The following is a 26,225-nucleotide window of genomic DNA, read 5'->3' as shown; positions in this document are numbered from 1 at the left end:
GTCAGGGGCCTCGCTACCGCTGGTCGAGCCCGACGTAGGAGCGCTCGGTCGGCCCGGTGTAGACCTGGCGCGGGCGGCCGATGCGGGTGTCCGGGTCGTCGATCATCTCGCGCCAGTGGGCGATCCAGCCCGGCAGGCGCCCGATGGCGAACAGGACCGTGAACATCTCGGTCGGGAAGCCCATCGCCTGGTAGATCAGGCCGGTGTAGAAGTCGACGTTCGGGTAGAGCTTGCGCTCGACGAAGTAGTCGTCGTTGAGCGCGTACTCCTCGAGGCGCATGGCGATGTCGAGCATCTCGTCGCCGCCGCCGAGCTTCTCGATGATCCCGCGCGCGGTGTCGCGCACGATCGCCGCGCGCGGGTCGTAGTTCTTGTAGACCCGGTGGCCGAAGCCCATGAGCCGGACGCCCGGCTCCTTGTTCTTGACCTTGCGGACGAACTCGTCGGCGTTGCCCTCGTTGTCGCGGATGCCCTCGAGCATCGTGAGCACCGCGGCGTTGGCGCCGCCGTGCAGCGGACCGAACAGGGCGTTGATGCCGCCGGAGATCGACGCGAACAGGTTGGCCTGCGACGACCCGATCATGCGCACCGTCGACGTGGAGCAGTTCTGCTCGTGGTCGGCGTGCAGGATGAACAGCATGTCGAGCGCCTTGGCGACGTCCGGGTCGACCTCGTAGGGCTCGGCGGGCAGGCCGAAGGTCAGGCGCAGGAAGTTCTCGACCAGGCCCAGCGAGTTGTCCGGGTAGAGGAACGGCTGGCCGATCGAGTTCTTGTAGGCGTAGGCCGCGATCGTCGGGACCTTGGCCAGCAGGCGGACGCTGGAGAGGTCGACGTTCGGCTCGTCGAACGGGTCGAGCTGGCGCTGGTAGAAGGTCGACAGCGCGGAGACCGCGGACGACAGCACCGGCATCGGGTGGGCGTCGACGGGGAAGCCGTCGAAGAACTTCTTCAGGTCCTCGTGCAGCATCGTGTGCCGCTGGATCTGGTCGGTGAACGTGTCGAGCTGCTGCTTGTTGGGCAGCTCGCCGTACATCAGCAGGTAGCTGGTCTCGACGAACGTCGAGTTCTTGGCCAGCTCCTCGATCGGGTAGCCGCGGTAGCGCAGGATACCCGCGTCACCGTCGATGTAGGTGATGTCCGAGCGGCAGGCGCCGGTGTTCACGTAGCCCGGGTCGAGGGTGATCAAGCCCGTCTCGCCGAGCATCTTGCCGAGAGCGACGCCCGAGGAGCCCTCGGTCGCCTCCACGATCTCCATCGTGTGCTCGCCGCCCGGGTACGACAGCGTGGCGGTGCGCTTCTCGGAATCCTCGCTGGCCATCGGCAGTCAGTCCCTCTCGCGCTCGTCGTGAGCGGGAGGGCGGCGGCGCCGGCTCGGCGAGCGAGGTGCCGGGCCGCCCGGCCGCCGGGGGTGTCCCGCGGCGCGCTCCCGCAGCAGTGGGGGTCGTACGAGCGCGAACCGTAGCGCTCGCGAGGTCCGCCACGCAGCACGAGTGGCGGCGCTGCGTGGCGTGGCCCCTGTCACTGTGTGACAACCAGGTTACGCGCCGAGCTCACGACGCCACGGCGGCTCGGCCCCGGCCCGCGAGACCGTCCACGCCGCGACCCGCGCCGCGAACTCCAGCGCGGACGCCCAGTCGTCGCCGTCGAGGCGGGTGACGGCGTCGCGGTCGAGCGCGTCGTGGTCGGCGAGCCAGCCCAGCAGCGCGCTGTGCACGCTGTCGCCGGCGCCGATGGTGTCGACGAGCGGCCCGACGCTCGCCGCGGGCACGGTGACCACGCCGCCGCCGCGGGTGTAGGCCGCCAGCCCCGACGACCCGCGCGTCAGGACGACCGCGCCGGCCCCGGCGTCGAGCACGTCCTCGGGCGAGCGGCCCCACCGCTCGGCGTCCTCGTCGGAGAGCTTGACCAGGCCCGCCACCCGCGCGATCCGGTCGAGGCGGGCGACGACGGCGTCGGGGTCGTCGACCAGCCCGGGCCGCAGGTTGGGGTCGAGGCTGACCAGGCGCCCGCGCTCGGCCTCCCGGACCGCGAGGTCGGCGTAGCGCGACGCGCCGGGCTCGAGGACCAGCGACAGGGTGCCGACGGCCACCGCCGCGGTGTCGGCGGGCAGCTCGCCGGGGTCGGCGACGAGCCGGTCGGCGCTGCCCGCGACGTGGAACGCGTAGCGCGCGGCGCCGGCCTCGTCGAGCGTGACCACCGCGAGCGTCGTCGGCTCCGGGCCGCGCTGCACCAGCGACGTGTCGACGTGGTTGGCCTCGAGGCGGCGGACCAGCGCGTCCCCGAAGGGGTCGGTCGACAGGCGCGTGAGCATCGTCGCCGGCACCCCGAGGCGCCCGAGGCCGACGGCGGTGTTGAACGGGCCGCCGCCGAGGCGCGGGGCGAGCGCGGTGAGGGCGGGGTCGTCCGGGTGCCCGTCCCCGGTGGGGACCAGGTCGACGAGCGCTTCCCCGCCGACGACGACGCGACCGGTCACTTCTCGTCCTCCGCCCGGATCCCCCAGCTCACCGTCCACGTCTCCCCCGGCGCGATCACGCGCAGATCCGTGCCCGAGTTCGCGGCGTCCGCCGGGCAGGTCATCGGCTCGACGGCCACCGCGCGTCCCCGGCCGGCGAGGTCGTCGGGCGTGAACACCATGACCCACCCGAAGGCCGCGTCGCCCCACAGCGCGGTGGACCGCCCGCCGGGCGCGGTGAGCACGCCGAGGACCCCGTCGGGCCCGGCCGCGGCACCGAAGCAGGTGTCGAGCGCCAGGTCGCCGACGCGCCGGCCCCCGCGCAGGTCCTCGTCCGGGCCCACCGGGCGCACGGCGGTGGGGATCATGCGCTCGTCGGTGTCGACGATCCGGTCCGCGGCGACCGTCAGCGTGCAGTCGGCGGGGGCGGCGTCGCCGACGCGCAGGTAGGGGTGGGTGCCGACGCCGGCCGGGACGTCGTCGCCGCCGGTGTTGGTCAGCGCGTGGGTGACGGCGAGGCCCGTCGGCGAGACGGCGTAGGTGGTCTCCACGTGCAGCGGACCGGGCCAGCCGGCGGAGGCGTCGACGTCGGCGGCGAGGCGCACCGAGTCCTCGGCGCGCTCGACCACCCGCCACGGGCGCCGCCGCAGCAGCCCGTGGATCGCGTTCCCGCGAGCGGCCTCGGTGACCTCGAGGCGGTGTTCCCGCCCCCGCCAGGTGTAGGCGGCGCCGGCGATGCGGTTGGGCCAGGGCACGAGGACGCCGCCCGCGCCCATCGGCGGGGTCGTGTCGACGTCGAAGGTCTCGACGCGGGCCAGCCCGTCGACGTCGAGCGCCCGCATGCCGGCCCCGACCTCGGTGACGACGGCGCGGTTCGGCCCGGCGACGAGGTCGATCTGCTCGCCGGTCGGGTGCACGGCGGCACACGCTAGCGGTGTGACGATCGGTTTGCGTCGTGCGGAACGGGGTTTCGTGCACCGGCCGGAACGGTCACAGAACCGGACATGGGCAGCGAGGAGCACACCCCGTCCGGCACGCCGAAGGTCGTCGTGGTCGGCGGCGGGTTCGCCGGCTTCCAGGCGGCGCGCTCGCTCGCGCGACGGATGGGCGACGAGGTCGACATCGTGCTGGTCAGCCCGACCAACTACTTCCTCTACCTGCCGCTGCTGCCCGAGGTCGCCGCGGGCATCCTCGAGCCGCGCCGGATCTCCGTGGCGCTCGCGGCGGCCCTGCCCCGCTGCGTGCGGCACGCGCCCGGCGAGGTGGACGAGCTGGACCTCGACGACCACCGCATCGGCTGGCTCGACCCCGAGGGGGTCCACCACGAGACGACGTTCGACCGCCTCGTCATCGCGGCGGGCAGCGTCCACAAGGTCCTGCCGGTACCCGGCGTCACCGAGTACGCGCAGGGCTTCCGCGGCGTGCCCGAGGCCCTGTACCTGCGCGACCACCTCATCCGCCAGGTGGAGCTGGCCGCGATGTGCGACGACCCGGAGGAGCGCGCCGCGCGCCTGACCGTGGTCGTCGTGGGCGGCGGCTACACGGGCACCGAGGTCACCGCGCAGGGCTACCGGTTCACCCGCGAGCTCGCGGCGAGCCGCGGGCTGGACGAGGTGCCGCGCTGGGTGCTCGTCAGCCGCGGCGAGCTGCTCTCCGGCCTCGACCCGCACCTCGGGCGCACCGCCGACCGGGTGCTGCGCGAGCGCGGGGTCGACGTGCGCACCCACGAGGAGGTCGACGAGGCCACCGGCAACGGGGTGCGCCTGAGCTCGTCGGGCGAGCACGTGCCCACGCGGACGCTGCTGTGGTGCGTCGGCGTGCGCCCCGACCCGCTCATCGACGACCTCGGGGTGGAGGTCGACCAGGGGCGGATGGTCGTCGACACCCGGCTGCGCGTGCCCGGCCACCCGCACGTCTTCGCCTGCGGCGACGCCGCCGCGGTGCCCGACCGCGCGCGGCCCGGCGAGTACACCGCCATGACCGCCCAGCACGCCGAGCGCCAGGGCCGCCTCGCCGGTCGCAACGTCGCCGCGTCGCTCGGTCACGGGCGCAGCAAGGCCTACAAGCACCGAGACCTCGGCTTCGTCGTCGACCTCGGCGGGTACGACGCGGCGGCGAACCCGCTGGGGATCAAGCTCACCGGCAAGCCCGCGCACGTCGTCGCCCGCGGCTACCACCTGCTCGCGATGCCCGGCAACCGCATCCGCACCGCCGTGGACTGGCTCCTCGACGCCGCGCTGCCGCGCCAGACCGCGCAGCTCGGGCTCGTGCGCTCCCCCGCCGTGCCGCTCGACTCCGCCTCGCCGGAGGTGCCGCAGCACGGCCTCGGGTTCCCGCACGCGCCGGCTCAGTCGTCGTCGGACACGACGTTCCCGCCGCGCCCGGGCGGGTCGGCGGAGGCGGCGTCGCCGGAGGACTCCTCGCCCACCGGCGCTCGGTAGCGCCAGAACACCGGGAAGACCGCGACCACCAGGACCGTCAGCACGATCACGCCGATGCCGCCGACGAACGTGGCGGCGCCGGTGCCCCACGCGTCGGCGGCCGGGCCGTGCCACAGGTCCCCGACCCGCGGGCCGCCCGCCACGACGACGGTGAACACGCCCTGCATCCGCCCGCGCATCCGGTCGGTCGCGACGACCTGCAGCATCGTCTGCCGGAACACCGCGCTGACGAGGTCCGCGGCGCCCGCGACCGCGAGCAGCGTCACCGCCAGCCAGAGCATCGAGGTCAGCCCGGACAGGGCGACGCCGAGGCCCCAGACGCAGATGGCGACCGTCACCGCGACGCCCTGGCGCCGGATGCCGTGCAGCCGCCCGGAGAACAGCCCGCCGAGCGTCGCCCCGATCGCGATCGACGCGAACAGCGCGCCGAGGGCGAAGCCGCCGCCGGGCGGGTCGCCGAACACCCGCTCCGCCGCCTCCGGGAACACCGCCCGCGGCATGCCGACCGCCATGGCCACGATGTCGACCAGGAACGACACGAGCAGCACCTGGCTGGTCGCGATGTAGCGGAAGCCGGCGAGGACGTCGGCGAACCCGGCGCTGTCGCGCACCGCGCGGAACGCGCCGCGCACGCCGCCGGGGCCGTCGCCGACCGGCAGGCGCGGCAGGTTGAAGGCGGCCCAGATCGCCGCGGCCAGGCAGGCGGTGTCGACGAAGTAGAGGATGCCGACCGAGCTGAAGGTCAGCACGACGCCGGCGAGCAGCGGGCCCGCGATGGCGCCGACCTGGTTCACCGTGAACAGCAGCGTGTTCGCCGCCGGCAGCTCGTCGTTGGGCAGGATCCGGGGCAGCACCGCCGCGCGCGTGGGCTGGTTGATCGCCAGGAACGCCGTCTGGACCGCGTAGAGGGTGAGGATCGTCCAGGGACCGCCGATCCCGGTGACCGAGACGACGCCGAGCAGCGCCGAGGTGATCGCGATCCCGGTGCCCGTGAACACCAGCAGGCCGCGGCGGTCGACGGCGTCGGCGATCGCGCCGCCCCAGAGCCCGAACACGATCAGCGGGACGAGGCCGAAGAGGCCGGTCAGCCCGACCCACGCCGACGACCCCGTCAGCTGGTAGAGCTGCGTCGGGACGGCGACGACGGTGAGCTGGGCGCCGACGACCGTGACGATCGCGGCGATCCAGAGCCGCTTGAACGCCGGGGTCCGCAGCGGCGTCGTGTCGGCGAGGAAGCCTCTCCCGGGCCTCCTCGACGGGTCCGGCTCCGCTCCGCTCCGCGTCCCTGCCACCGGCGCATCCTGCGCCTCTACGGCGCGAGGCGCTCCACGACCCACCCCGGACCGGTGCGCCGGAACCGCAGCCGGTCGTGGAGGCGGTCGCCGCGTCCCTGCCAGAACTCGACGTGCGTCGGCACGATCCGCCAGCCGCCCCAGTGCGGCGGGGGCGGGATCTCCTCGTCGTCGGCGAAGCGCTCGGTGACGTTCGCCAGCAACTCCTCGAGGGCGGCGCGGTCGCGCAGCACCGCGGACTGCGGCGAGGCCCACGCCCCGAGCTGGGACCCGCGCGGGCGCGTGCGCCAGTAGACCGCGGTCTCCTCGCGCGAGAGGAGCTCGACGGTGCCGACGACCGTCGCCTGGCGCTGCAGCGCGAGCCAGGGGAAGGTCGCCGACGCCTGGCGCGTCTGGCGCAGCTGGTGGCTCTTCTCCGAGGTGTAGTTGGTGAAGAACGTGACCCCGCCCGCGTCGACGTCCTTGGCCAGCACGGTGCGGGTGGTGAGGCGGTGCTCGTCGTCGCCGGTGGCCAGGACCATCGCGTTCGCGTCGGGCAGGCCGGCGTCCCGGGCGGCACCGATCCAGGCGAGCAGCTGCTCGTGCCAGGTCGGGGCCAGATCCCCGGCGTCGAGCGTCGCCGACCGGTAGTCCTCGCGCATGCCCGGCAGGCCCGTGCCCCGTTCCGCCACCCGAACTCCTCGTCCCGTTCCTGTCCGATTGCCCGCCGCACGGTAGGCGACCGCGGGGTGCGGGCCACGTGAGCAGGGACACAGGCCGCTCCGTTGCCCCTCCGTGGTGCGCCGGAGCAGATTCGGCGTGGGCTCGCAGCGCCGCCGTACCCGGGCGGGGCGCGCGCCGAGGTGGGCGACGGGGCCCCGACCGGGATCCCTGCGCCGCGTCGCGAGGAGGTCGTCGGAGTGAGCACTGCCGTCCCCATTGCTCCCCCGGGGTTCTCGCCGGGGCTGGAGGGCGTGGTCGCCTTCCGCACCGAGATCGCCGAGCCCGACCGCGACGGCGGGGCGCTGCGCTACCGGGGCGTCGACATCGAGGACCTCGTCGGGACGGTCCGGTTCGGCGACGTCTTCGGGCTGCTCGTGGACGGCGACCTCGGGCGCCCGCTGCCCCGCGAGGAGCCGGGGCTGGAGCCGCCGTTCAGCGGTGACGTCCGCGTCGACGCCCAGGCCGGGCTCGCTCTGCTCGGCGCGCGGTGGACGCTGCCGCCGCTGCTCGACGCCACGCCGGAGCGCGCCCGCGACGACCTCGCCCGCAGCGCCGCCGCCGCGCTGGCCCTGGTCGCCCGCTCGGCGCGGGGCTCCGAGGCGGCGGCGGTGCCCTCGACCGTGCTGGACGCGATCGACGACCCGGTGGAGCGGTTCCTCGTGCGCTGGCGCGGCGAGGCCGACCCGGTGCACGTGCGCGCGCTCGACGCCTACTGGGTCTCCGCGGCCGAGCACGGGCTCAACGCGTCGACCTTCACCGCGCGCGTCGTCGCCTCGACCGGCGCGGACGCCGCCGCGGCGCTCTCGGCGGCGGTCGGCGCGATGTCCGGCCCGCTGCACGGCGGCGCGCCGGCCCGGGTGCTGCCGATGATCACCGAGGTCGAGCGGACGGGCGACGCCGACGCCGTCGTGCGCGGGATCCTCGACCGCTCCGAGCGGCTCATGGGCTTCGGCCACCGCGTCTACCGCGCCGAGGACCCCCGGGCCCGCGTGCTGCGCCGGGTCGCGCGCGATCTCGGCGCGCCCCGCTACGAGGCCGCGGCGGCGCTGGAGACGGCGGCGCTGGCCGCGCTGCGCGAGCGCCGCCCGGACCGGGCGATCGAGACCAACGTCGAGTTCTGGGCCGCCGTGATGCTCGACCTCGCGGGCGTGCCGGCGCCGATGATGCCGGCCATGTTCACGTGCGCCCGGACCGCGGGCTGGGCGGCGCACGTGCTCGAGCAGCGCCGCACCGGGCGTCTCGTGCGCCCGTCGGCGCAGTACATCGGCCCGGGGCCGCGGGGCGTGGCGACGGTGGCGCGGACGGCCTGAGGATCGGGCCGGGGCTCGTCGCCCCTGCCGCCGCGGGCGGAGATCGACCTTCGTGGAGCGGATGTCTCGCTGAGGAGAACGTTCGCTCCACGAACCTCGATCATGCCCTCGGACTCCATGGATCCGGGGCGGCAGCGGATGCGTCGAAGCCGGTGTGAGCACCAAGCAACAGCAGATCGAGTTCCGCCGGCTGGTCCGCCGCCAGTCCGGCGTGGTGAGCCTCGACCAGGCGGCCGCGGCCGGCGTGTCACGCCAGTCGGTCGCCCGGAAGGTCGCCGAGAAGGCGTGGTTCCCCGTCGGTCCCCGCGTCTACCAGGTCGGCGAGCACGAGGAGACCCCACGCTCGCGCATCGTGGGCGCGCTGCTCTCGCTCGGCCCGGACGCGACGCTCGTCGGGCCCTCGGCCGCGTGGTGGTGGGGGTTGCGCGACGACCCGCCTGCCCGTCCCACGGTCGCCGTCCCGCCGGAGCGCCGACCCCGGCCCCGCGACGACGTCGACGTGCTCCGCCGCCGCATCGCCGACGCGGAGCGGACCCGCGTCTCCGGGATCGCCGTGACCACCCGCGCGTTGACGGTGCTCGACGCCGCGGCGGCCCTGGGGCTCGACGAGGGCGCTCGTGTCGCGGACCGGGCGCTGCAGCGGGGCGCCGTGACCGTCGACTCGTTGCGGGCCGCGCACCGTCGCACCTCGGGTCGTCGCGGCGCGCCCGTCGGCGCCGAGCTGATCGCCCTCGCGGACGACGGTGCCCGCTCGTGGGCGGAGCGGGAACTGCACCGACGCATGGTGGCCGGCGGGCTGACCGGCTGGAGAGCGAACACCGGGATCGCGCTGCCCGGCTTCGGGCGTGCCGTGGCCGACGTCGCCTTCGAGGAGCAGAAGGTGATCGTGGAGGTCGACGGCTGGGCGTTCCACCGGGACCTGCGGGCGTTCCTGCGCGACGGGCCCCGGCAGTCCGCGCTCGCCGCCGCGGGCTGGGTGGTGCTCCGGACCCACTGGTACGAGCTGCGTGGTGCGCCCGAGGCGTTCCTCGACCGCCTGCGGCGCACCCTGCGCACGAGATCGTGAATCGTGGAGCGGACGTCTCGTGTCGCGGAACGTCCGCTCCACGAATCCGGATCACGGGCGCAGACCGGGCGCTCGACCTGCGATTCCGCTCTCCGCGGCACCCGCGCAGTGGCCCACACGACAGCACTCGCGGGAGGACGCTGGGAGGATGACGCGGTGACCACGTCGACCGACACGCTGCAGATTCCCGCCGAGCTCCTGCCCAGTGACGGGCGGTTCGGGTGCGGTCCCTCGAAGGTGCGCCCCGAGCAGCTCGCCCGTCTCGCCGAGGCCGGTGACGTCATGGGGACGTCGCACCGCCAGAAGCCGGTCAAGTCGATCGTGGGGCGCGTGCGCTCCGGGCTGCGCGACCTGTTCTCGATCCCCGACGGCTACGAGGTCGTGCTCGGGGTGGGCGGCACCACCGCGTTCTGGGACGCCGCCGCGAGCGGCCTCGTGCGCGAGAAGAGCCTGCACCTGACCTACGGCGAGTTCTCCTCGAAGTTCGCGTCCGTCACCAAGGGCGCGCCGTTCCTCGCCGACCCGATCGTCGTCTCCGCCGACCCGGGCAGCGCGCCCGAGCCGACCTCCGACCCGAGCGTCGACCTCATCGGCTGGGCGCACAACGAGACCTCGACGGGCGTCGCCGTCCCCGTCACCCGGCCCAGCGGCTCGGGCGACGCGCTGGTCGCGGTCGACGCGACGTCGGGTGCGGGCGGGCTCCCGGTGCGCATCAGCGAGTCCGACGTCTACTACTTCGCCCCCCAGAAGTGCTTCGCCTCCGACGGCGGGCTCTGGATCGCGATCATGTCGCCGGCCGCGCTCGAGCGCGTCGAGCAGATCGACGCCGACAAGCCGGGCGGGCGCTGGATCCCCGAGTTCCTGTCGCTGTCGACCGCGCTCGACAACTCCCGCAAGGACCAGACCTACAACACCCCGGCCGTGGCGACGCTGCTCCTGCTCGCCGACCAGATCGAGTGGATGAACGCCGGGGGCGGGCTGGACTGGGCGACCGGGCGCACCAAGGACTCCTCGGACCGCCTCTACACCTGGGCCGAGCAGTCGTCGTTCGCGACGCCGTTCGTCGCCGACCCGGCGCACCGCTCGCAGGTCGTCGGCACCGTCGACTTCGCCGACGACGTCGACGCCGCGGCGATCGCGAAGACGCTGCGCGCCAACGGCGTGGTCGACACCGAGCCGTACCGCAAGCTCGGGCGCAACCAGCTGCGCATCGGCATGTTCCCGGCGGTCGAGCCGGACGACGTCACCGCGCTCACCCGCTGCATCGACTGGGTCGTCGAGCGCCAGTCGTGACGGCGCTGCTCTGAACGGGTCACCGCCCGCCGCGCCCGTGGTCATCGTCCGCGTGAAGGGCGAACACGGGCGCGGCGCGCCTCCCTCGTCCGAGGAGATCCGTGACCTAGCGTCGGTGGGCGAGCACCACGCCCCACCGGACCTGCGGGGCGAGGGCCGCGAGCCGACGGGGAGGCCTGATGCGTCAGCTGCGCGTCGTCGGCCTGGGTGACGACCACGAGACCGTGATCCTCGAGGACCCGATCCGCCACGAGCGCTTCGCGGTCTCCGGGGACGAGCGACTGCGGGCCGCCGCGCGCGGGGACGTGCGCCGCCTCGGCCAGATGGAGATCGAGGTCTCGAGCCCCCTGCGCCCCCGGGACATCCAGGCGCGGGTGCGCGCCGGCGAGTCCGTCGACGAGGTCGCCTCGGCCGCCGGCGTGAGCATCTCGCACGTCGAGCGCTTCGCCTATCCGGTGCTGCTGGAGCGCGCACGGGTCGCGGAGATCGCCCGGCGCGCGCACCCCGTGCTGCCCACCGACCCCACGCGCACCGACGGGCGCACGCTCGGCGAGATCGTCGGCGCCACGTTCGGTGCCCGCGGGCAGGACCTCGAGGACGCCCGCTGGGACGCGCACAAGGGCGACGACGCGCAGTGGGTCGTCACCCTGTCCTGGCAGGCGGGGCGCTCGGACAACGTCGCCCGGTGGTCGTTCCGCCCCGGGAGCTCCGGCGGCACCGTCGACCCGCGCGACGACCCGGCGCGCGAGCTGCTCGGCCGCGAGCCGGTCGGCGGCGGCCCGCGCCGCGTCGACGCCACGGCTCCCGAGCCCACTCCCGAGCCCGCGGACGTCGAGACCCCCGAGGTGGTCGAGGAGACGCCGGCGCTGGCCGTCTCGGGCGACACCGCCCCCGCGCGCCGCAGCGCGCCCGCGGGGACGCACGGCGCGACGAGCCCGTCGCGCCGCACCGACCGCGGGACGAACCGGCGCGGCTCCCCGCGCACCGAGCGCCGGGGCGCGCCCACCGTCCCGGCGCCGGCCGCCTCGGACGACCAGGTCCCGACGCCCCGCACGGAGCGCAGCGAGGCCCCGAGCGAGCCCGCCACCGTCGAGACCGCCGCTCCGGAGACCGCCGAGGTCACGCGCCGCGGCAAGCGGTCGCACCCGATCGTCCCGTCGTGGGAGGACGTCCTGCTGGGCACGCGCTCGCCGCGCAGCTGATCTCGCAAGCGCTGCTCAGAACGCGGCGACGGCGAGGAACACCAGCGCGAGCCCGGTGCCCGCGAACGTGCCGTAGACCGCCCAGCGCCAGGTCGGGACGTGGCGGTTGAGCCACAGCGCCGGCACCAGCCCTGCGACGACGGCCGCGTCGACCGCGAGCCCGATCGCGCCGAGCCCGGTGATCAGCGGCGCGGCGAGCGCGAGGTTGGCCAGCAGCACGACCCCGGCCACCAGTACGGCCAGGGTCAGCCCGACCCCCCACGGCGTCGGCTCCGCGGCCGCCGTGACCGCGGTGGGCTCCGCGTCGTCGCCGAGCGGTGCGGGCGCCGGGACGCCCTCGCCCGTCCCGTTGCGGGGCAGCGGCGGCACCGGCGGGGGGTGCGGGGTGCGGGTGACGCGACGCAGCATCACGCGGTGGCCGGTGACGGGGTCGCAGTAGTCGACGGGCGCGGCGAGCTCGACCGAGAGCCTCGCGGCGAGCTGGCGGCCGCGGCGGCTGATCGTGTCGGCGGGACTCCCCCGGCCCGGGCCGGCGGTCACGCCGGCCGCCACGCGCGCCCACTCCCGCAGCGCGTCGACGAGGTCCGGCGGCAGGCCCCAGGTCCGCACCTCGCTCCCGCCGGGGCCGGGGTCCGCGAGCGCGACCCCGGCGACCAGCGCCTGCCCCCGCTCGGCGCGCACCTCCACGACCCTCACCGGGCTCCCCCGGTGGCGTGGAAGGCGACCGCGGCCGCCGTGGCGACGTTGAGGGAGTCGACGTCGCCGGACATCGGGATGCGGACGCGGACGTCGGCGCGGTCCAGGGCCTCCGCGGACAGCCCCGGGCCCTCGGCCCCGAGCAGCAGCGCCACGCGCTCGCGCCCGGCGAGCCCGCCCAGCGCCGCGGGGTCGCCGCCGGGGGTCAGGGCAGCGAGGACGAACCCCGCGGCCCGCAGCGCCGTCACCGCCTCGTCGAGGCCCGCGGTGGCGAAGGGCACGCGCAGCACGTGGCCCATCGAGACGCGCACGCTGCGCCGGTAGAGGGGGTCGGCGCACTCCGGGCCGACGATCACCGCGTCGACGCCGAGCGCCGCGGCGTTGCGGAACAGGGCACCGAGGTTCTCGTGGTCGTTCACGCCCTCGAGCACCGCGACGCGCCGGGCGCCGTCGAGCAGGGCGGCGAGGTCGGGTGCCGGGGCGCGGTCGGCGCTCGCGAGCACCCCCCGGTTGAGGTGGAAGCCGACCACGTGCGCCATGGTGTCGGCGTCCGTGACGTAGGCGGGCACGTCGATCCCGGCCAGGTCGGGCGCCAGGTCGTCCACCCGGCGCGCCACGCCGAGCAGCGCGCGCGGCGGGTACGGCGAGGCCAGCAGGCGGCGGACCACGACGGTGCCCTCGGCGAGCACGAGGCCCCGGCCGCCGGGGCGGTCGGGACGCCGGTCGGCCCGCGAGAGGTCACGGAAGTCGGCGAGGCGCGGGTCCGCCGCGTCGTCGACCTCCACCACACGCGCCACGTGCGTATCGTTCCAGACCCCGGTGCCGGGGTCCGGACCCGGCGACGGGAGCCGACCTCCGGGAACAGGTGTCGGCGGCCCACCGTGGGGCACCCGGTGGGCTGGACGCCGAGCCCGGTGGCGGTGGAGACGAGCGGAACGCAACCCTCCGGCGAGGCCCGGGAACGTGGGAGGCTGGGGTCGTGAGCGAGATGCGGGTGGTCGGTGTACTGGCCGTGGACGACGCGACGCAACAGGGCGGATCGTCGGGCTCGGGCGAGAGCCGACACCCCGTGGTGCTGCTGCAGGAGACCGACGGCAAGCGCTGCCTGCAGATCTGGATCGGGCTGGCCGAGGCCGAGGCGATCGCGCTCGAGCAGCAGGGGCGCCTGCCGGAGCGCCCGCTGACCCACGTGCTGATCTCCGACGTGGTCGCCGCGCTGGGCCGCCGGCTCGAGCGCATCGAGATCACCGAGGTGCGCGGCGGCACCTTCTACGCCGACCTGGTGTTCGACCGGGGCCTGCGGGTCTCCGCGCGGCCCAGCGACTCGATCGCGATCGCGCTGCACGCCGACGTGCCGATCCACGCCACCGAGGGCGTCCTGGCCGACGCCGGGGTCGTCGTCGAGGACGACGAGGGCGACGAGACGCCCGGTTCCGGCGGCGCGGCCGACAGCAGCGACGAGGACGAGGTCGACCGTTTCCGCGCGTTCCTCGACAACATCTCACCCGAGGACTTCGGACGAAGCGGTTGACGGCTGGACGAAAAGGCCCGGATACCGACTGATCAGAGGTCACTCCGCGTCGGCCAGCGGTCGGCGCCGACGGTGGCCTACGCTGAACGGACGCTTTCCGCGGGCGGACGGTGTCGGCGGCTGGCGTGATCTCGCGGGCTGTGTCAGCGTGGCCGCTCGTCGGGGTTCGCGTGAGGGGCCGCGTGCCGCCGGACGTGGCGGGACGCGGTGGTTGTCGGATCGTGGACGGGAGCCGGGCGGGTAATGGGCCAGCACCTCACCGCCACCCTCTTCACCGCCTCGGACCAGGCTCGATACCGGCACCGCATCCACCGGTGCCTCGAGGCCTTCGGGACGATGGTGAGCGAGGGTCGCTTCGCCGGTGCCGAGCCGAGCACGGGCGTCGAGATCGAGCTCGCGCTGGTCGACGAGGACATGCGACCGGCGATGCTCAACCACGCCGTGCTCGACCGCTCCGCCTCCGACGTCCTGACCTCGGAGCTGGGCCGCTGGAACCTCGAGATCAACCTGCCGCCCCGGCTGCTGCCCGGCGCCACGGCGCGCGATCTCGAGCAGGACATGCTGGACGCGACCTGGTCGGCGGGCGACTGCGCGCGGGACCTGGGCGCCCGGGCGGTCACGATCGGCATCCTGCCGACCCTCGCCGCCGAGCACCTCGCGTCCGACCAGCTCACCGAGGACCCCCGCTACGCGCTGCTCAACCGGCAGATGCTCACCGCGCGCGGCGAGCCGTTCCGCCTCGACATCACCGAGCCGCCGGCCTCCCGCCACGGCCCGAGCGACGGCGGGCCCGCCGAGCACCTCGTCCTCGACGTCGACTCGATCGCCCCCGAGGCGGCGTGCACGTCGCTGCAGCTGCACCTCCAGCTCACCCCGGACCTCTTCCCGGCGTACTGGAACGCCGCGCAGGCGATCGCCGGGCTGCAGGTGGCGCTCGCGGCGAACTCGCCGTTCCTGCTGGGCCGCCGGCTCTGGGCCGAGACCCGGATCCCGCTGTTCACCCAGGCCGTCGACACCCGGCCCGTCGAGCTGCGCAACCAGGGCGTGCGGCCGCGGGTGTGGTTCGGCGACCGGTGGGCCCAGTCGGCGTACGACCTCTTCGAGGAGAACGTCCGCTACTTCGGGGCGCTGCTGCCCCTGGCCGAGGACGAGGACCCGTTCGCCGAGCTCGACGCGGGCCGCCCGCCGAGCCTGCAGGAGCTGCGGCTGCACAACGGCACGGTGTGGCGCTGGAACCGCCCCGTGTACGACGTCGCCGACGGCGTCGCGCACCTGCGCCTGGAGAACCGCGTGCTGCCCGCGGGCCCGACGGCCGTCGACGCCGTGGCCAACGCGATGTTCTTCTACGGCGTCATCCGGGCGCTGGCGGAGTCCGACCGCCCGCCGTGGCAGCTGATGTCGTTCGACGCGGCGGAGGCGAACTTCACCGCCGGCGCGCGGCACGGCATCGAGGCCGCCCTGTACTGGCCGGGCATCGGCACCGTGCGTGCCGACGAGCTGCTGCTGCGCCGGATGCTCCCGCTCGCCCAGGAGGGCCTGGCGGCCTGGGGCGTCGACTCGGAGGCGGCCGACCGCTACCTGTCGGTGATCGAGCAGCGCTGCGTGCGCCGGTCCACGGGCGCGACCTGGCAGGTGCGCGCGGTCGCACAGGCCGAGCGCCGCGGGCTCGACCGGGGCAACGCGGTGATGGAGATGATGAAGCGCTACCTGGAGGGCATGGAGGCCAACGTGCCCGTGCACGACTGGCCGCTGGACTGACGGCGCCGTCGCTGGAGCACCGTCCACACCCCGGCGACGACCACCGCGGCGACCACCGACGCCGCCCCGCCCAGCACCAGCGGGGCGCGCCCGCCGAGCTCCTCGGCGAGCCAGCCGAGCGCCGGACCGCCCACCGGCGTGCCGCCGAGCAGGACGACCATCCACAGGCCCATCACCCGCCCGCGGACCTGCTCGTCGACGCCGAGCTGCACCGCGGCGTTCGCGGCGCTGGTGAACAGCAGCTGCGCGGCGCCCGTGGGCACGAGCAGCAGCGCGACGAGGGGGTAGCTGGGCATGAGCCCGGCGGCGACCTCGCAGACGCCGAACACGACCGCGGCGACCACGACCGTGCGCAGGCGCGGGCGTCCCACCCGGCGGGCGGCGGTGAACGCCCCGAGCAGGCAGCCGACGGCGAGCGCGGAGGTCAGCAGGCCGTAGGACTCGGCGCCGCGCCCGAAGACGTTGCGGGCGACGATGGCGAGCGTCACGAAGAAGTTGATGCCGAGCGTCGAGACGAAGAAGACGAGCACGAGCAGCAGCACCACGTCGGGGTGGCGGCGGACCTCGCGCAGGCCCGCCCGGATCGCGCCCGGCTCCCGCGGGGCGCGGGCGTAGGCGAACATCTCGGCGGGGCGCATGCGGTGCAGACCGGTGAGGACCGCGACGAACGTGACCGCGTTGATCAGGAAGACCCAGCCGGTGCCGACCCCGGCGATCAGCAGGCCACCGACCGCGGGACCCAGCACGCGCGCGGTGTTGAACGTCATCGAGTTCAGCGCGACGGCGTTGGCCAGCGCGCCGGAGCCGACCATCTCGCCGGCGAACGACTGGCGCACCGGGCCGTCGAGCGCGGAGAAGCAGCCCAGCAGCACGCACAGGACGTAGACCTGGGCGATCGTCACCAGGCCCGTCACGTCGAGCAGGCCGAGCACCAGCGCGCACGCGCCCATGGCGACCTGCAGGCCCATGAGCAGGCGGCGCTTGTCGTAGCGGTCGGCGATCGACCCGCCCCAGAGACTGAGCAGCAGGGTGGGGCCGAACTGCAGGGCCGCGGCGATGCCGAGGGCGACCGGGCTGCCGCCGGAGAGCTCGAGGACCAGCCAGTCCTGGGCGACGCGCTGCATCCACGTGCCGACCAGCGAAACGACCTGCCCGGAGGCGAAGAGGCGGTAGTTGCGGACGCGGAGGGCGGCGAAGACGCTGCCCCGCGCGTTCTCCGGGTGCGTGCTGTCGACCTCGCTCACCGGAGATCGCCGTCGCACGCCATAGTGCTGAGCTTACCTAACTAGTTGTGTCAGCGACGTGGCGCTGCAGACACTCAACGTCCGCAGCGCCACGCGCTCACATCACCACGCCGGCTCAGGGCTTGGTGTCCTCGAGGGCGAAGCCGATGTTCAGGGTCACCTGGAAGTGACCGACCTCGCCGTCCTCGACGTGCCCGCGGATCTCCGAGACCTCGAACCAGCTGACCTGGCGCAGGCTCTGCGAGGCCCGGCGCACGGCGCCACGGATGGCCTCGTCGACGCTCTCGCTGGAGGTCCCGACGACCTCGGTCTTCCGGTAGATGTTGTCCGCCACCCGGGGGCTCCTTCGCTCGTAGGGGATTCGGGCTTCCGTCGAACCGGTACCCGTTCTCCGGCGGAGGACCACGTGCAGCGCCCCGGCCCGAGAAGAGGAACACCCACGGTGACGCGCACGACCGAGCCCGCCGACGGCATCCGGGACCCCCGCGTGCCGCCCCCGTTCTCCCCGCGCACGTGGCGCAGCCCGCTGCGCGGACCGTGGCTGACCTCGGTGTTCGGCGTCGTCCTGCTCGCCGGGCTGCCGATCGTGATCCTCACCGGGCTGCTCTCGTACCTCGCGTACGGCCCGCAGTTCGGCCAGGCGATCCCCGCCGACGTCGGGGCGCTGCGCCTGCCGCTGATCGACTGGCCCACCTCGCCGTCCTGGCTCTACCGGCTCACCCAGGGGCTGCACGTCGGGCTCGGACTGGTCCTGGTGCCGGTGATCCTGGCCAAGCTGTGGTCGGTGGTGCCGAAGCTCTTCGCCTGGCCGCCGGTGCGCTCGGTCGCCCAGGTGCTGGAGCGCGTCTCGTTGCTCGCGCTGGTCGGCGGGATCCTGTTCGAGCTGGTCACCGGCATCATGAACATCCAGTACGACTACTCGTTCGGCTTCGACTTCTACACCGCCCACTACTGGGGCGCGTGGGTGTTCATCGGCGGCTTCGTGTCGCACGTGCTGATCAAGCTCCCGACGATGGTGCGCTCGCTGCGCTCCGGGGGTCCGGGGCGCTGGCTGCACGACGCGGTGGACGAGACGGTGCCCGAGCCCCCCGACGAGCACGGCCTCGTCGCCGTCGCCCCGAGCCCGCCGACGATGAGCCGCCGCACCCTGATCGGCACCGTCGCCGCGGGCAGCGCGCTGGTCGGGTTGACGACGATCGGGACGACGGTCGACGCGCTGCGCCCGCTCGCGGTCCTCTCGCCGCGCGGGCGCTCCTACGGCACCGGCCCGAACGACTTCCAGGTCAATCGCACCGCGTTCGGCGCCGGGATCGGGCCGGGTGTCGGCGATGGCTACGCCCTCGTCCTGCGCGGGGGCCCGGCCGGCGAGCTCCGCCTGGACCGGGCGGCGCTCGCCGCGATGCCCCAGCACACCGCCACTCTGCCGATCGCGTGCGTCGAGGGCTGGTCGGTGACGCGGACCTGGAGCGGGGTGCGGCTGCGCGACCTCGCGGCCCGGGCCGGCGTGCCGGAACCCGCGACCGCGTTCGTCGCGTCGCTCGAGCGCGCCGGCCCGTTCGCGCGGGTGACCCTGCAGGGCAACCAGGTGCTCGACCCGGACTCGCTGCTCGCGCTGCGGGTGGGCGACGACGCGGGCGGCCCGATGGCGGACCTCTCGCTCGACCACGGGTTCCCGGCGCGCGTGATCGTCCCGGCGCTGCCCGGCGTCCACAACACCAAGTGGGTCGGCGCGATCGACTTCCGGAGCGCGTGATGGCCTGGTTCAAGCGCGTCTACGGCGCCAACCCGCTGCACCTGCTCGCCCTGCTCGGCTGCTTCGCGCTCGCGGGGGCCGCGGTGCTGGCGCTGGTGCCGAACCCGAGCGCGGTGACGATCGCGATCTGGTTCGCCGCCGCGGTGATCGGCCACGACCTCGTGCTCTACCCGCTGTACGCGCTCGCCGACCGCTCTCTGGTGCTCGCCCGGTGGGCGCGCCGGCGGGTGTCGTCGCGGCCGGTGACCGTGGCGGCGACGAACCACCTACGCCTGCCGGTGCTCGGCTCCGCGCTCCTGGGGCTGGTCTGGTTCCCGACGATCTCGGGCGGCGGCGCCGACGTGCTGGCCTTCGCGGCGGGCCTCCCGCCGACCGTCGACTACGTGAGCCGCTGGCTCCTCGTCACCGCCGCCCTCTTCCTCGCCAGCGCCGTCGTCTACGCGATCCGGCTGGGCCGGTCGGCGGTACGTGAGCGGACTTCGGCGCTATAGCACCGAAGTTCGCTCACCTGGGATCGCGGTAGGGGGCGCGCCAGTCGGGGGCCTCCCAGGGCGGTCCGCCGTAGATCGTCTCGCGGACCACGAGGCCGTCGCGGAACTCGAGGATCGTCACGCCGTACGAGGGGTCTCCGCCGTCGTAGCGGATCTCGCCCTCGCCCACCCAGAGGTCGCCGCCGCCCACGAGCCGCCGCAGCGTCATCGTGACCTGCGCGGGGTAGCGCCGCCGCCACTCCAGGAAGTTCGCCCGGCCGACGAAGCGCTCGCCGGACTGCGGGAACTCCAGCACGGCGTCCTCGGCGAAGATCTGGTGGCCGAGCTCGGGGTCGACGCCGGTGGCCTCCAGGTACCGCAGGATCCCGGCCCGCGTGCGCGCGTCGGCGTCCTCGCTCAGCATCCGTCCTCCAGCCCGCCCGCGTCGGCGGTCGGCCGCCGCGCCACCACCGCGAAGATCGCGACCATCAGCTCCGGGCGCTCGGTCCACGCGTCCATCGCGTCGGCCGCCGCACCCCAGCGGGCGACCTCGCCGGCGTCCGCGAGCCCCGCGGCGACCAGCGTGTCCCGCGCGGCCCATGCCGGCCCGCGCATGCCGACGGGCAGCGGCTGGATCTCGAACCAGCCGCGGAACGCCTCGACCACCAGCCCGGCGCCGCGGGCGAGCGCCGCCAGCCGCCGGCCGACCCGCACGTCGTTGCCGCGGTCGGCGTGCCAGCGCGCATAGCGCGCGGTCATCTCGGCGATCTCGGGCAGCGCCGGCGTGATGCCGGCCGCGACCGCGTCCACGTCGACCAGGTAGACGTGCCCGCCGGGGCGCACCAACGTGGCGAGGTGGTCGACGATGCGCTGCTCGGCGCCCCCGTTGTGGGCGAGGACGTGGCGCATCACCGCGACGTCGTAGCTCCCCGCGGGCAGCCCGGTCGCGTCGGCACGACCCCGCCGCACGCCGGCGCGGTGGACCCCGGCGCGGGCGAGGACGGCGCGGGCGGTCGCGACGGCCTCGGGGTCGGCGTCGACGCCCGCCACCGCGCCGTGGGGCCCGACGCACGCGGCGAGCACCGGCAGCAGCGCGCCCGGCCCGCAACCGACGTCGGCGACGCGGGCGCCCGGGCGCAGGCCCGCGAGCTCCCACAGGTCGGCCTCGTGCTCGCGGGCCAGCCGCGCCCAGCTCTCGTAGCGCGCGACCTCGTCGTCGGACAGGCGCAGGCCGTAGCCACCCTCGACGGCGGTCACGGCGCGACCATCGGGCGCTCGGCGGACAGCGCACCGGCGCGGTCCTGCGCGACCAGCAGCCGGCGCAGAATCTTCCCGGACGGCGAGGTCGGGATGGCCTCGACGAACGCGACCTCGGTGATCCGCTTGTGCGGGGCGACGCGGGCGGCGACGAACGCCAGGATCGCCTCGGCGTCCACGGGACCGCTCGCGACGACCACCGCCTTGGGCCGCTCGCCCGCCCGCTCGTCGGGGACCGGGATCACGGCGGCGTCGGCGACGGCGGGATGCGTCCGCAGGAGCGCCTCGAGCTCGGCGGGCGCCACCTGCAGGCCCTTGACCTTGACGAGCTCCTTGAGCCGGTCGTCGACGAACAGGTTGCCGTCGGCGTCGAACCGGGCGAGGTCGCCGGTGTGCAGCCAGCCGTCCGCGTCGATCGTGGCGGCGGTGGCCTCCGCGTTGTTCAGGTAGCCGGCCATCAGCTGCGGGCCGCGCACCACGAGCTCGCCCGTCTCGCCGGCGGGCAGGTCGGCACCGGTCATGACGTCGACGATCCGGGCCTCCACGCCCGGCAGCAGCATCCCGACCGAGCCGGGCACCACCGGGAGGTCCGCGTCGAACAGGGCGATCGCGGCCACGGCCTCGGTCATGCCGTACCCCTGGCCGACCGGGCAACCGATCCGCGCGGCGCACTCCTGCTGCAGGTCGGCACCCAGCGGGGCGGCCCCGGACCCGAGCAGCCGCAGCGAGGACAGGTCGTAGCGGTCGACGGCGGGGTGCCGGGCCATCGCGAGCACGATCGGCGGCACGACGACCGAGACCGTGACGCGGTACTCGGCGATCGCGGCGAGGTAGGCGTCGACCTCGAAGCGGGGCAGCGTCACGACCGTGCCGCCGGCGCGGAGCGTCACCCCGGCGACCACGACGAGCCCCACGGCGTGGAAGAACGGCGCCGCCGCCACCGACCGGTCCGCGGGCGAGAGCGCCATGACGGCCTGCATCTGCTCGACGTTGGTGACCATGGCCCGGTGGGTGAGCATCACGCCCTTGGCGAGGCCGGTGGTGCCCGAGGAGTACGGCAGCAGCGCCAGGTCGACCGCGGGGTCGACGAGGCCGCCCGGGAGGTGGCCGCCCTCCCCGGCGGCAAGGACGTCGGCGAACGGGGTCGCGCCCGCCCCGTCGTCCGGGGCCTCGCCCAGCACCATGATGTCCGGCTCCACTCCCCCGGCGGCCGCGCTGCGGACCAGCGACAGGAAGGGCGGGATCGTCAGGAGGAACCGCGCGCCGTGGTCGCGCAGCTGCGGGGCGATCTCGTCGGCGGTGTAGAGCGGGTTGATCCCGGACACCATCCCGCCCGCCGCCATGGCCCCGAGGCACGCGACCAGCCACTCCGGGCTGTTCGGCGCGACGATCGCCAGGACGTCACCGGGCCGCATCCCGCGCCGGCGCAGCCCGACCGCGCAGCGCCGGACGTCGCGGCGCAGCTCGCCGTAGGTGACCGTGCGGCCCGACGCCGCGTCGATCACCGCCGGGGCGTCGGGACGGTCGTCGGCCGCGCGGAGCAGGAAGTCGGGCAGCGAGAGGTCGGGGACCCGGACGGCGGGACGGTCGCTGACGACGCGCGTGGCGGGCATGGTGCCTCCGGAGGTCGGACGGTCGGCGACCAGGAGACCCGCCGCGGCACCCCGGCGGCGTCGGGGAGCCACCCCGAGAAAGCCGTCAGACGGGCTTCGCGGCGACGATCTGGACGAGGTTCCCGCAGGTGTCGTCGAGGACCGCCATCACCACCGGGCCGGCGTCGGTGGGCGGCTGGGTGAACACGACGCCGCGCGCGGTCAGCCGCTCGTGCTCCGCGTACACGTCCTCGACGGCGAACTGGACCAGCGGGATGCCGTCGTCGGCCAGTGCGTCGCGATAGGGCTTGACCGCCGGGTGCCCGGCCGGCTCGAGCAGCAGCTCGGGACCGTCGGGGTCCTCCGGCGAGACGACGGTGAGCCAGAGGTCGTCGCCGAGGGGGATCTCGTGGCGCACGGCGAAGCCCAGGACGTCGGTGTAGAACGTGCGGGCGGCGCGCTGGTCGTCGACGAAGATGCTGGTCAGGCGGATCCTCATGGGGTGTCCCTCCGGCTGGCGGGCCAGCGCTCGGTGATGGCGGCGAGCGGCTCGCCGCGGAAGTAGTGGATCTTGGTGCGGCCGCGGCGTTCGGTGACGACGAGTCCGGCCTCCTCGAGCACGCCGAGATGCTGCGAGATCGCCTGGCGCGTCGATGACAGGCCGTGCCGGGTGACGAGCGTGCTGCAGAGCTCGAAGAGCGTCTGGCCGTCGCGCAGGACGAGCTCGTCGAGCAGCAGACGCCGGGTCTCGTCGTCGAGAGCGCGGAACACGTCGGCCACGCGGGCAGAATAGGCAAGTGCTGGCTTGCCTTTCAAGGGCAAGCGATGACTTGCCTGTCGGTCGATGCCCACGGACGGCCCTGTCCACTACGCACTTCTCGTGATGGTCGGCCCGCGACCGGCGCCGTACGGTCGCACTCCAGGGGGGTGTCGCCATGGCCGTGATGCCGGCGGCGCACGGCACGGCGATCCTCGAGCGCGACCGCGAGCTGGCCGTGCTCGCGGCCGTCGTCGACGCGGCGCGCGCGGGACGCGGCGGCCTGGCCTGGGTCGAGGGCCCGCCCGGCATCGGCAAGACGCGGCTCCTCGAGACGACGCGCGCGGACGCGGACGGCGCCACGGTGCTCGCGGCGCGGGGCGGGCGGCTCGAGCGCGACTTCGCGTTCGGCGTCGTGCGCGGCCTGGTGGAGCCGGTGCTCACCGCGGAGCTCCTCGCCGGGGCCGCGCGGCTCGCCGCGCCCGCCGTGGCGCCCGGGTCCGCGGAGGCCGGTGAGCACGACACCGCCAGCACCCTGCACGGCATCTACTGGCTGGTCGCGAACCTCGCCGAGCGCGGACCGGTGCTGCTGGTGGTCGACGACGCGCACGTCGCCGACGCCCCGTCGCTGCGCGCGCTCGCCTACGTGGCGCGCCGCGTCGGCGAGCTGCCCGTCGCGATCGTGATCGCGGCCCAGAGCCCCGTCGACCACGTCGAGCCCGCCGTCGTCGACGCGCTGCGCGATGCCGCGACGGTGCTGCTCCCGGGCCCGCTGAGCCCCGCCGCGGTCGGCGAGCTCGTCGACGCGCGGCTGGGCCCCTCCCCCGACGGCGTCGTCACGGCCTGCCACGAGGCCACGGGCGGGAACCCGCTGCTGGTCGCGGCCCTGCTCGAGGCGGTCGCGGAGTCGGGTGCCCGCGGTCCGGACGGGGTGGCCGCGCTCGCGCCGAGTGTGGTCGCGACGTTCGTGGCGCGGCGACTGCGGGAGACCGGCGCGGACGCCGCCGCGGTCGCCGAGGCGGTGGCCGTGCTCGGGGGCGCCGCGGAGCTGCGCCACGTCGTGGCCGTGTCCGGGCTCGACGCCGACCGCGTCGCCCGGGCCGCGGAGACCCTCGTCGCCGCGCGCCTGCTGGCGCCCGGACGCCCGCTGGCCTTCGGGCACTCGCTGGTCGAGCAGGCCGTCAGCGACCGGATGGGACCCGCCGAGCGCCACCGCGCGCACCGCCGCGCCGCCGACGCGCTGGCCGCCGAGGAGGCGTCGGCGGAGCTCGTCGCCGCCCACCTGCTGCACACCGAGGCGCTCGGCGACCCGACCGTCGTCGCCGGCCTGCGCGAGGCCGGGCGGGTCGCGCTGGGCAAGGGCGCGCCCGAGACGGCGTGCCGCTACCTGCGCCGCGCCGTCGCCGAGCCGCCGCCCGTCCCGGAGCGCGCGGCGGTGCTCCACGAGCTCGGCACCGCGACCGCCCGGGTCTCCTGGCGCGAGGGCGTCGCGCTGCTCGAGGAGGCGTTCGCGCTGGCGACGCACCCGATCCGGCGCGGGCTGATCGCGCTGGAGCTCGCCCGGGCGCTCAGCGTGACGCTGGCGTTCGACCGCGCCCTGCAGGTCCTCGACGAGGCCGCGGCCGGGCTCGACGAGGGCGAGCTCGCGACGGAGCTGGCGGCGGCGACCGTGAGCCTGGCCCGCCGCGACCCGGCGCGCCGGGCGGCGGCGGCCGAGCTCACCCGGACGCTGCGTCGCGACGGGCGCCTGCCCCCGCAGGGCGGACCGGCGCTGCTCGCCTTCGCGGCCCTCGACGCCCTGCAGACCGGGGACGTCACGGCCGCCGACCTGGCCCGCGAGGCGCTCGACGCGACGCTGCGGGCGACCGCGCCCGACCCCGGCGTGGTCCTGCCCGCGACGATGGTGCTGGTCGCGATCGACCACCTCGACCCGCTCCGCGTGTGCGCCGAGGGCATGCTCGCGAGCGCGCGGCGGCGCGGGTCGACGTACGACTTCGTGTCCGCGAGCGTCCTGCGCGCCCAGACCCGCTACCTCGCGGGCGACCTCGTCGAGGCCGAGGCCGACGCCCGCCTCGCGGACGCCCTCGCCGACGAGCACGGGATGCACGCCGCGCGCCGCTACACCGTCGCCTGGCTGGTGATCGTCCTCGTGGACCGGGGGCGGGCGGACGAGGCCGCGGCGGTGCTCGCCGCGAGCGGGGTGCGGGGCGACCTCGCCTACCTGCTCGCCGCGCGGGGCCGCCTGCACCTGGCGCTCGGGCGGCCGGCGGAGGCCGTCGCCGACTTCCGCGCCTGCGGCGAGCGCCTGGTGCACCGCGGCATCCACCACCCCGGGCTGCTGCCGTGGGAGGTCGGCGTCGCGTCGGCGCTGCACGCGCTGGGCCGCGAGGACGAGGCCGTCGAGGCCGCCGACCGGGCGGTGCGCGCCGGGCGCCGGTTCGCGGCCCCCCGGGCGCTCGCGATGGCGCTGCGCACCCGGGGGCTGGTCGGCGGGACGGTGGAGCCGCTGCGGGAGGCGGTCACGCTGCTGTCGCCGACCCCGGCGCGTCTCGAGCTCGCGCGCACGCAGGTGGAGCTGGGCGCGGCGCTGCGGCGCGCCAACCAGCGGGTCGCCGCGCGGGCGGAGCTGGCGCCGGGCCAGGACCTCGCGGCCCGCTGCGGCGCCGACGGCCTCGTGGCGCGGGCGCGCAAGGAGCTGCAGGCCGCCGGCGCGCGGCCCCGGCGGGTCGCGGTGACGGGGGTCGACGCGCTGACCGCCGGCGAGCGGCGCGTCGCCGAGCTCGCCGCCGACGGCCTGACGAACCGCGAGGTGGCCCAGGCCCTGTTCGTCACCACCAAGACCGTCGAGACCCACCTCGGCCACGTGTACCGCAAGCTCGGCGTCACCGGACGCGACGAGCTCGCGCGGCGGCTCTAGGAGTCCTGGGTCTTCCGCGGATCGGGCGGCGGGAAGTCGGCGTGGCGGTGGGTGAGCCGCCAGTCGCCGTCGACGCGCCGGAACCCGTGGGTGACCCGGATGACCATGGGCGCGAGGGGTCCGCCGTCGACCCGCACGTGCCCGCGCTCGAACCCGACCGTCCAGGCCAGGTCGCCGTCGACCACGATGACATCCGGCTCCTCGCGCTCGCGCGTGCCGTCGCTGAACCGCGAGCCGACCCACGCGAACGTGCGCGTCACGTCGGCGTGGCCCTTCTCGACGGTGCCCCAGGCGCCGCACAGGGTCACGTCGTCGCGCTGCGCCCACAGGTCGGCGTAGGGCTGCGGGTCGCCGGTGAACATGGCGTCGAGGGCGTCGTCGACGCGGTCGAGGAACGCGCGGAAGTCGGCGGGCGCCTCGGTGGTGGTCGTCATGGTGCCCGAGGCTCCCCCGCCGCCCCGCCCGTCGCGTCGGGGCGCCACCCCGAGGTTC

25 protein-coding genes are annotated in these 26,225 nt (G+C 75.4%); 10 read left to right on the top strand and 15 right to left on the bottom strand.

Annotated elements, in window-relative coordinates:
- Window positions 1-13: 13 nt before the first annotated feature.
- From WCD58_RS09245 to WCD58_RS09235, 3 genes are all read right to left on the bottom strand, one after another.
- Window positions 14-1,318, bottom strand: a complete 1,305-nt coding sequence (locus tag WCD58_RS09245; protein WP_337701871.1) for a citrate synthase — start codon at window positions 1,316-1,318, stop codon at window positions 14-16.
- Window positions 1,319-1,537: 219 nt separating this feature from the next.
- Entirely contained in the window at window positions 1,538-2,473 is a 936-nt protein-coding gene (locus WCD58_RS09240; protein ID WP_337701868.1) for a carbohydrate kinase family protein, read from the bottom strand.
- On the bottom strand, window positions 2,470-3,369 hold the full coding sequence (locus WCD58_RS09235; protein ID WP_337701867.1) for an aldose 1-epimerase family protein: 900 nt from the start codon (window positions 3,367-3,369) through the stop codon (window positions 2,470-2,472). The genes WCD58_RS09240 and WCD58_RS09235 overlap by 4 nt, the downstream gene beginning before the upstream one ends.
- A gap of 87 nt (window positions 3,370-3,456) precedes the next feature.
- On the opposite strand from WCD58_RS09235, the gene WCD58_RS09230 reads away from it, so the two are divergent.
- Window positions 3,457-4,893 carry an NAD(P)/FAD-dependent oxidoreductase gene (locus WCD58_RS09230; protein WP_337701865.1) on the top strand — a complete coding sequence of 479 codons (1,437 nt, stop codon included), beginning with the start codon at window positions 3,457-3,459 and terminating at the stop codon, window positions 4,891-4,893.
- On the opposite strand, the gene WCD58_RS09225 is transcribed toward WCD58_RS09230, so the two are convergent.
- Complete coding sequence (locus WCD58_RS09225; RefSeq protein ID WP_337701863.1) at window positions 4,800-6,185, bottom strand: MFS transporter; 1,386 nt, start codon at window positions 6,183-6,185, stop codon at window positions 4,800-4,802. The two genes, WCD58_RS09230 and WCD58_RS09225, sit on opposite strands and share 94 nt — an antisense overlap.
- Before the next feature lie 17 nt (window positions 6,186-6,202).
- Complete coding sequence (gene pdxH, locus WCD58_RS09220) at window positions 6,203-6,826, bottom strand: pyridoxamine 5'-phosphate oxidase (protein WP_337702042.1); 624 nt, start codon at window positions 6,824-6,826, stop codon at window positions 6,203-6,205.
- Between the two features lie 258 nt (window positions 6,827-7,084).
- Here pdxH and WCD58_RS09215 point away from each other — a divergent pair, with 258 nt between their 5' ends.
- The 4 genes from WCD58_RS09215 to sepH all read left to right on the top strand — a co-directional run bounded on the left by WCD58_RS09215 (window position 7,085) and on the right by sepH (window position 11,758).
- Window positions 7,085-8,197 carry a citrate synthase 2 gene (locus tag WCD58_RS09215; protein WP_337701861.1) on the top strand — a complete coding sequence of 371 codons (1,113 nt, stop codon included), beginning with the start codon at window positions 7,085-7,087 and terminating at the stop codon, window positions 8,195-8,197.
- 154 nt (window positions 8,198-8,351) lie between these two features.
- Window positions 8,352-9,263, top strand: coding sequence for a DUF559 domain-containing protein (locus WCD58_RS09210; protein WP_337701858.1), 912 nt, complete (start codon window positions 8,352-8,354; stop codon window positions 9,261-9,263).
- 156 nt (window positions 9,264-9,419) lie between these two features.
- A complete protein-coding gene (gene serC / locus WCD58_RS09205; protein WP_337701856.1) occupies window positions 9,420-10,556 on the top strand; it encodes a phosphoserine transaminase in 1,137 nt (378 codons plus the stop codon).
- A gap of 179 nt (window positions 10,557-10,735) precedes the next feature.
- A complete protein-coding gene (gene sepH, locus WCD58_RS09200; protein ID WP_337701854.1) occupies window positions 10,736-11,758 on the top strand; it encodes a septation protein SepH in 1,023 nt (340 codons plus the stop codon).
- A 15-nt stretch (window positions 11,759-11,773) separates the two neighbouring features.
- Here sepH and WCD58_RS09195 read toward each other — a convergent pair whose 3' ends face one another.
- A complete protein-coding gene (locus WCD58_RS09195; protein WP_337701852.1) occupies window positions 11,774-12,454 on the bottom strand; it encodes a DUF2537 domain-containing protein in 681 nt (226 codons plus the stop codon).
- Window positions 12,451-13,251, bottom strand: a complete 801-nt coding sequence (locus WCD58_RS09190; protein WP_337701849.1) for a TrmH family RNA methyltransferase — start codon at window positions 13,249-13,251, stop codon at window positions 12,451-12,453. Before WCD58_RS09190 ends, WCD58_RS09195 begins: the two co-directional genes overlap by 4 nt.
- Window positions 13,252-13,433: 182 nt before the next feature.
- Here WCD58_RS09190 and WCD58_RS09185 point away from each other — a divergent pair, with 182 nt between their 5' ends.
- On the top strand, window positions 13,434-13,985 hold the full coding sequence (locus tag WCD58_RS09185) for a bifunctional nuclease family protein (protein ID WP_337701847.1): 552 nt from the start codon (window positions 13,434-13,436) through the stop codon (window positions 13,983-13,985).
- 243 nt (window positions 13,986-14,228) lie between these two features.
- The gene (locus WCD58_RS09180) at window positions 14,229-15,743 is read left to right on the top strand and encodes a glutamate-cysteine ligase family protein (protein WP_337701846.1); all 1,515 of its coding nucleotides are present in this window, start codon (window positions 14,229-14,231) and stop codon (window positions 15,741-15,743) included.
- On the opposite strand, the gene WCD58_RS09175 is transcribed toward WCD58_RS09180, so the two are convergent.
- Both WCD58_RS09175 and WCD58_RS09170 read right to left on the bottom strand, forming a co-directional pair.
- A complete protein-coding gene (locus WCD58_RS09175) occupies window positions 15,689-16,987 on the bottom strand; it encodes an MFS transporter (protein WP_337701844.1) in 1,299 nt (432 codons plus the stop codon). The genes WCD58_RS09180 and WCD58_RS09175 overlap by 55 nt on opposite strands.
- Before the next feature lie 115 nt (window positions 16,988-17,102).
- Window positions 17,103-17,321 carry a dodecin gene (locus WCD58_RS09170; RefSeq protein ID WP_337701842.1) on the bottom strand — a complete coding sequence of 73 codons (219 nt, stop codon included), beginning with the start codon at window positions 17,319-17,321 and terminating at the stop codon, window positions 17,103-17,105.
- A 108-nt stretch (window positions 17,322-17,429) separates the two neighbouring features.
- Here WCD58_RS09170 and WCD58_RS09165 point away from each other — a divergent pair, with 108 nt between their 5' ends.
- Together WCD58_RS09165 and WCD58_RS09160 are read left to right on the top strand one after the other, a co-directional pair.
- On the top strand, window positions 17,430-18,740 hold the full coding sequence (locus WCD58_RS09165; RefSeq protein WP_337701840.1) for a molybdopterin-dependent oxidoreductase: 1,311 nt from the start codon (window positions 17,430-17,432) through the stop codon (window positions 18,738-18,740).
- Window positions 18,740-19,231: a hypothetical protein gene (locus tag WCD58_RS09160; protein WP_337701838.1), complete on the top strand. Its 492-nt coding sequence runs from the start codon at window positions 18,740-18,742 to the stop codon at window positions 19,229-19,231. The genes WCD58_RS09165 and WCD58_RS09160 overlap by 1 nt, the downstream gene beginning before the upstream one ends.
- Window positions 19,232-19,244: 13 nt before the next feature.
- Here WCD58_RS09160 and WCD58_RS09155 read toward each other — a convergent pair whose 3' ends face one another.
- The 5 genes from WCD58_RS09155 to WCD58_RS09135 form a co-directional block, all read right to left on the bottom strand.
- A complete protein-coding gene (locus WCD58_RS09155) occupies window positions 19,245-19,634 on the bottom strand; it encodes a nuclear transport factor 2 family protein (RefSeq protein WP_337701836.1) in 390 nt (129 codons plus the stop codon).
- Complete coding sequence (locus WCD58_RS09150) at window positions 19,628-20,467, bottom strand: methyltransferase domain-containing protein (RefSeq protein WP_337701833.1); 840 nt, start codon at window positions 20,465-20,467, stop codon at window positions 19,628-19,630. The genes WCD58_RS09155 and WCD58_RS09150 overlap by 7 nt, the downstream gene beginning before the upstream one ends.
- The gene (locus WCD58_RS09145) at window positions 20,464-22,080 is read right to left on the bottom strand and encodes an AMP-binding protein (RefSeq protein ID WP_337701831.1); all 1,617 of its coding nucleotides are present in this window, start codon (window positions 22,078-22,080) and stop codon (window positions 20,464-20,466) included. Before WCD58_RS09145 ends, WCD58_RS09150 begins: the two co-directional genes overlap by 4 nt.
- 85 nt (window positions 22,081-22,165) lie before the next feature.
- On the bottom strand, window positions 22,166-22,558 hold the full coding sequence (locus WCD58_RS09140; RefSeq protein ID WP_337701829.1) for a VOC family protein: 393 nt from the start codon (window positions 22,556-22,558) through the stop codon (window positions 22,166-22,168).
- Window positions 22,555-22,839 carry an ArsR/SmtB family transcription factor gene (locus WCD58_RS09135; protein ID WP_337701827.1) on the bottom strand — a complete coding sequence of 95 codons (285 nt, stop codon included), beginning with the start codon at window positions 22,837-22,839 and terminating at the stop codon, window positions 22,555-22,557. Before WCD58_RS09135 ends, WCD58_RS09140 begins: the two co-directional genes overlap by 4 nt.
- A 155-nt stretch (window positions 22,840-22,994) precedes the next feature.
- On the opposite strand from WCD58_RS09135, the gene WCD58_RS09130 reads away from it, so the two are divergent.
- Complete coding sequence (locus WCD58_RS09130) at window positions 22,995-25,733, top strand: ATP-binding protein (protein ID WP_337701825.1); 2,739 nt, start codon at window positions 22,995-22,997, stop codon at window positions 25,731-25,733.
- Here WCD58_RS09130 and WCD58_RS09125 read toward each other — a convergent pair.
- A complete protein-coding gene (locus WCD58_RS09125; RefSeq protein ID WP_337701823.1) occupies window positions 25,730-26,167 on the bottom strand; it encodes a YybH family protein in 438 nt (145 codons plus the stop codon). The genes WCD58_RS09130 and WCD58_RS09125 overlap by 4 nt on opposite strands.
- Between the last annotated feature and the right edge of the window lie 58 nt (window positions 26,168-26,225).

The sequence above is a fragment of the Actinomycetospora flava genome (genome assembly GCF_037400335.1).
GTDB lineage: Bacteria > Actinomycetota > Actinomycetes > Mycobacteriales > Pseudonocardiaceae > Actinomycetospora > Actinomycetospora flava.
Note: the sequence above shows the minus strand (reverse complement) of the source record. Positions and strands in the feature narration are given on the sequence as shown.